Source organism: Methylobacterium sp. WL18 (assembly GCF_008040015.1).
Classification (GTDB): Bacteria; Pseudomonadota; Alphaproteobacteria; order Rhizobiales; family Beijerinckiaceae; genus Methylobacterium; species Methylobacterium mesophilicum.
This window is the reverse complement of the sequence record NZ_VRVD01000478.1, coordinates 1-3634: the sequence shown is the minus strand read 5'-3', so window position 1 is coordinate 3634 and position 3634 is coordinate 1. Positions and strand designations below refer to the sequence as shown.

At 71.0% G+C, this 3634-nt stretch carries 5 protein-coding genes and 1 pseudogene; 3 read left to right on the top strand and 3 right to left on the bottom strand.

Features of this window, described 5'->3' with window-relative positions:
- From FV228_RS23285 to FV228_RS23275, 3 genes are all read right to left on the bottom strand, one after another.
- Positions 1 to 576 (bottom strand): transglycosylase SLT domain-containing protein (locus tag FV228_RS23285; RefSeq protein WP_147856755.1); only part of this gene is annotated, 576 nt, incomplete at its 3' end.
- A gap of 183 nt (positions 577 to 759) precedes the next feature.
- Entirely contained in the window at positions 760 to 1572 is an 813-nt protein-coding gene (locus FV228_RS23280; protein ID WP_147856754.1) for a Cof-type HAD-IIB family hydrolase, read from the bottom strand.
- A gap of 3 nt (positions 1573 to 1575) precedes the next feature.
- Positions 1576 to 2133, bottom strand: a complete 558-nt coding sequence (locus tag FV228_RS23275) for a gluconokinase (RefSeq protein WP_147856753.1) — start codon at positions 2131 to 2133, stop codon at positions 1576 to 1578.
- A 195-nt stretch (positions 2134 to 2328) separates the two neighbouring features.
- Between FV228_RS23275 and FV228_RS23270 the strand changes: the two genes are divergently transcribed.
- From FV228_RS23270 to FV228_RS23260, 3 genes and pseudogenes are all read left to right on the top strand, one after another.
- Positions 2329 to 2580 (top strand): DUF3072 domain-containing protein, encoded by a 252-nt coding sequence (locus tag FV228_RS23270; protein ID WP_147856752.1) that lies wholly within the window; start codon positions 2329 to 2331, stop codon positions 2578 to 2580.
- Between the two features lie 316 nt (positions 2581 to 2896).
- Positions 2897 to 3139, top strand: coding sequence for a hypothetical protein (locus tag FV228_RS23265; RefSeq protein WP_147856751.1), 243 nt, complete (start codon positions 2897 to 2899; stop codon positions 3137 to 3139).
- Positions 3140 to 3318: 179 nt separating this feature from the next.
- Positions 3319 to 3634: pseudogene (locus FV228_RS23260) on the top strand (sugar transporter); the annotation flags it as partial.

The following is a 3634-nucleotide window of genomic DNA, read 5'->3' as shown; positions in this document are numbered from 1 at the left end:
ACGCCGGGGCGGGAGCGGGACCTCGACCGTCTCGCTCGGCACCGCCGCCACCGTGGCGGCGGTGGGTGCGTAGGCCAGGGCCCCGGAGGCGGCGCCGGAATCCGTGACGCCGCCGCCGAACAGGCTCGCCAACGCGCTGGCCGAGGCCGCCACGGGGGCCACCACCGAGGCGACCTCGCTGGAGATGCCCTGGCGCTTGGCCGCGTAGTAATAGCCGCGGTTGTAGTACTGGTAGGCTTGGCTGACGTTGCCCTGGGCGGTGCGGTAGGCGCCCGCCAGGTAGGCGACGCCGTAGCGCAGGTTGGTCGCCGGATCGTACAGGCCGGCCGCGTCGCCGGTGTATCCGAGGCTGCGCGCCGTCGCGTGCTTGATCTGCATCAGCCCGAGGGCGCTGCCGCCCTTGGCCTTCGGGTTGTAGTTGCTCTCGCGCTTGACCACCGCGTGGACGAAGCTCGCCGGGACGCCGTTTGCCTTGGCCTGCTGCTCGATCAGCGCATCGATGTTGTCGCGCGCGCCCTGCCCGAAGGCGGCGACGGGCACGACCGCGAGAGCGGCAGCCAGGAAGAGGCGATGCATTCCGAGACCCGGTCCTGCTTCTACTGTGGTCAAGCTAGGTCGCGGGGAAATGAGGCCGGAAAGGGGCCCGGATCCGGCAGCCTGTGGGCGAGCGGGGTGTCGGGCGCTCCTGTGCCTTGTCCGCCACAGGGCGGCGCCGTCGGTTAACCATCCCGGTTATCCACAGCGTGTGGGCCTGGACGCTCAGGGCAGGATGAAGCGCGCGACCCCGTGGGCGAAGCCGTCCGCGCCGTTGCCGTCCGTCACGGCGCTGGCAGCCGCCTTCACGCCCGGCTCGGCATTGCCCATCGCCACCGAGAATCCGCTGCGGGCGAACATCGGCCGGTCGTTCCCGGCATCCCCGAAGGTCGCGATCCGCTCGGGCGGGATGCGCAGATGCGCGCTCATCCAGGCCACGAACTGCCCCTTGTCGAGCCCGGGCGGCGTCACGTCGAGATAATAGGCCTGCGAGCGGTGCACGGTGGCGCGGCCGGCCAGCGCGGTCCCGATCCGGGCCTCGCAATCGGCCAGGTGCGCGTGGTCCCGGCTGACCCCGACGATCTTCGAGGCCGCCCCCATCAGGCTGCCGAGATCGGCCACCACGCGCGGCTCGGCGTCGATCGTCCGGCGTTCGAGATCCGCGTAGGGGCCCTCCGGGTCGCGCAGGCACCAGGCCCCCGCGGCGAAGACCCAGACGTCGAGATCCTCGGCCTGAAGGCACTCCAGCGCCGCCCGCGCGGCCGCTTCCGGGATCAGCCGCTCCTCGATGGTCGAGAGATCGGGCCGGACCACGCTGGCGCCGTTGAACGCCCCCATCGGCAGGTCGAGGCCGAGGGCGTCGACGAGGCCGCGAAGGCCCAGCGGCGGCCGGGCCGACGCGATGCTGAAGCCGATCCCGGCCGCGCGCAGGCGCTTCACCGCCGCGACCGTCGAGGCGGCGAGCTGCTTGTCGTCGGTCACCAGCGTGCCGTCGACATCGGAGATCACCAGGGCGATGCAGGTCGCCTTCGTCGCCATCGCTCAGGTCCTCCCGGCGGGGAGGGGGGATTCCGCGGCGAGCTGCGCCACGACGCGGTCGGCGACGGCCTCCGGCGGCGCGTCGATCCCCACGATGACCGGGTGCTCGTCGGGGCCGGGGATCTCCAGGGTGGCGAACTGGCTGTCCAGCAACCGGGGCGACATGAAGTGGCCGTGGCGCTCGGCGAGGCGCCGGGACACCAGGGCCCTGTCGCCGTCCAGGTAGACGATGCGGACGCGCCGGCTCCCGCGGGTGAGCACGTCCCGGTACGCCCGGCGCAGGGCCGAGCAGACCACCACGCCGGATTCGCCGGCCTCCAGCCGATGCTGGATCCAGACCGCGATCCGGGCGAGCCAGGGCGCGCGGTCCTCGTCGTCCAGCGCGTGGCCCGCATGCATCTTGGCCACGTGCTCGGGGGTGTGGAAGCTGTCGCCGTCCACGAAGATCCAGCCGAGCCGCTCGGCGATCAGCGCGCCGACGGTGCTCTTGCCCGAGCCCGAGACGCCCATGACCACGAGGACCTGCGCCGCCCGCGCGGCCGCTCCGGCTTCGTTCTGCATCCGCCCACCCGCGCTCATCCGGACCACGCCGCTCCGGGGCGCCACGCTGCGCCATGGGGTTCATCAATAGGCTCGGCGGCCGGGAAGGAAAGGTTCCTGGGGAACAGCAGGCGATGCGCCGACAACCCGTGGAACCCCCGCTGGGGCGGCACGTTCTCCCCGGCGACGACAGAACATTTCAGGAACGAGGGTCCCATGGCCAAGGCAGCCGACAAGCACGACGCGACCCAGGACAACCCGAAGACCGATCCGAAGGACGTCTCGAACCAGATCAAGGATCCGGATCAGTGGACCACCGGCGGCGAGCCGATGACCGGGGCGCAGGCTTCGTACCTCAAGACCTTGTCGGAAGAGGCCAAGGAGCCGGAGGCCTTCGACTCGGACATCGACAAGGCCGAGGCGTCCAAGCGGATCGACGACCTGCGCCACAAGGCCGGCCACGCCTGAGCGACCCCGGCACGACGCGCCCTGGACGGGTCCGGGCCGCGTCATCGGACATGTCGAAAGGTCGGCGCCTTCACGGGCGCCGGCCTTTCGTCGTTCGGATCCACGTCGCGAAGGCGATGTTTCGAAGACACTATTAAGCCGGCGGCAATGGGACTCCGGTTAGACGTTTCCATCGCGCCGGGCGGCGAGAGCGCTCATCGTTGGCGTGGATACCGGTTTATGCGTGCGCGAGCGTGTTGAACCAGGGGCCGGGAGACGAGCCCGATCGCGATACGATCGGGTGCGGATCCGGGCGCACGGGAAGTCGGAGTCACGGATGGCGGAGCCGAGCTGCGAGGGATCGAAGGCGGCTTCCGGACGATCCCGCATCCGTGGGCGCGACCTCGCCCGGCGGGCGCTGCCGCGCTTCGCCCCGGACGCCAGCGGTTCCACCGCGATGGAATACGCCCTGATCGGCGCGCTGATCTTCATCGTCGCGGCCGGCAGTATCCGATACTACGGCTCCCGGATGACCCCGATCTACGAGCGCATCAGCACGACGGTGAGCCAAGCCAATTGAGGGGCGCCGTTCCGGCTCCGGCCGTAAAGTTTTCGTCGGCGTGCCCCGAAAAAGCTGTGCTTAGTGAGGATGAAACCGCTCGCTCGGCCGTCGCGGGCGCAGTGTGGCCCACCCGCTACGGACACCCCGGCCGCTATGGGCTAGGCACGGGCTCGGCAAAACCGATGGGCAACATCTGGATGCGCAAACTTTCCCTCGCTCTGCTCGCCGCGACGGCGATGTCGGGCTGCTCGTACCTGCCCGCGGCGGGTCCGACGGCGAGCGCGATCCAGGCCGGCGCGGAAGTCGCCACCGCCGACGGCGGCACGCTCGCCCGCTACGAGATCATCGACGTCACCCCATCCGTGATCGAGGCCCTGCGCGGCCGGCCCCTCGACAGCCTGCTCGCCTCCTTCGGCGACCACCGCCCCTCCACCGAGCCGGTGATCGGCATCGGCGACATGGTCTCGGTCTCGGTCTGGGAGGCCGGCTCCGGCGGCCTGTTCTCCGGACCCC

Excerpts from the sequence above, each read along its gene's own strand:
- FV228_RS23265 (WP_147856751.1), top strand. The coding sequence starts at position 2,897 with ATGGCGGAGCCGAGCTGCGAGGGATCGAAGGCGGCTTCCGGACGATCC.
- FV228_RS23280 (WP_147856754.1), bottom strand. The coding sequence starts at position 1,572 with ATGGCGACGAAGGCGACCTGCATCGCCCTGGTGATCTCCGATGTCGAC.
- FV228_RS23270 (WP_147856752.1), top strand. The coding sequence starts at position 2,329 with ATGGCCAAGGCAGCCGACAAGCACGACGCGACCCAGGACAACCCGAAG.
- FV228_RS23275 (WP_147856753.1), bottom strand. The coding sequence starts at position 2,133 with ATGCAGAACGAAGCCGGAGCGGCCGCGCGGGCGGCGCAGGTCCTCGTG.